This is a genomic window from Bradyrhizobium sp. GCM10028915 (genome assembly GCF_042666195.1).
Lineage (GTDB): Bacteria > Pseudomonadota > Alphaproteobacteria > Rhizobiales > Xanthobacteraceae > Bradyrhizobium > Bradyrhizobium canariense_D.
The window spans coordinates 1-730 of sequence record NZ_JBHTFN010000032.1 but is presented as its reverse complement, the minus strand read 5'-3'; the positions used below and the strand labels follow the sequence as shown (position 1 = coordinate 730).

1 protein-coding gene is annotated in these 730 nt (G+C 61.5%); it reads right to left on the bottom strand.

The annotated features are described in order from the left end of the window. The coding region (locus ACFQX9_RS16705) for a helix-turn-helix domain-containing protein (RefSeq protein ID WP_377789603.1) at window positions 1-650 on the bottom strand (650 nt) is incomplete at its 3' end. Window positions 651-730 lie beyond the last annotated feature (80 nt).

Here is a 730-nt window from a genome sequence, read left to right as displayed (position 1 = left end):
GGACTGGCGAAGGGCACGCCGTTGTCGGAGCGAATGGCGAGCGGCAGGCCGCGCTCGAGGAACAAACGCTCGAAGGCAGTAATTACAGGGTCTTCACGCGTTGAATCGAGCGCTTCGCACAACAACAGGAAGCGCGAGGCATGATCGGTAACGGTGAGCGGATAGCAGTAGCGGCCATTGCCGAGCTTGAACTCGCCCTTGAAGTCGGTGCACCACAAATCATTGGGTCCGGTACCCGTGGACAGCGGCGTGCCGCGCGCGCGGTGGCGCGGCCCGCCGCCACGCTTGACCAGGCCATGGCGATCGAGCACCGCATGGATGGTGCTTTTGGCCGGAATCCTGACATCGCCATCGAGCCGCCGGACCAGCAGTTCGCGGATCTTGCGCGCGCCCCAGTGCGGTTTCTCGGCTTTGAGGCGGACAATCAGACCCTCGATTTGCTCCGGGAGCTGATTGGCATAGCGTACCGGCCGTCTGGACCGATCGCTCAGGGCGGCCAGCCCCTGCTCTTTGTAGCGATCGAAAATCTTATAGCCGGTCTTGCGGGATACGCCGAACTCCCGGCACACATCCGTCATGGCTTCCCCATCCAGAAGCCTGGCCACAAAGCGAAGGCGTTCTTCCATGACCGAACTCGCTTTCCACGGCATCCACACCTCCCGCAGAACAAAAGCGGAAAGTGTAATCCATGTGTCCGGTACGTTTTGTCACCTATGTCTCGGGCCGCTCA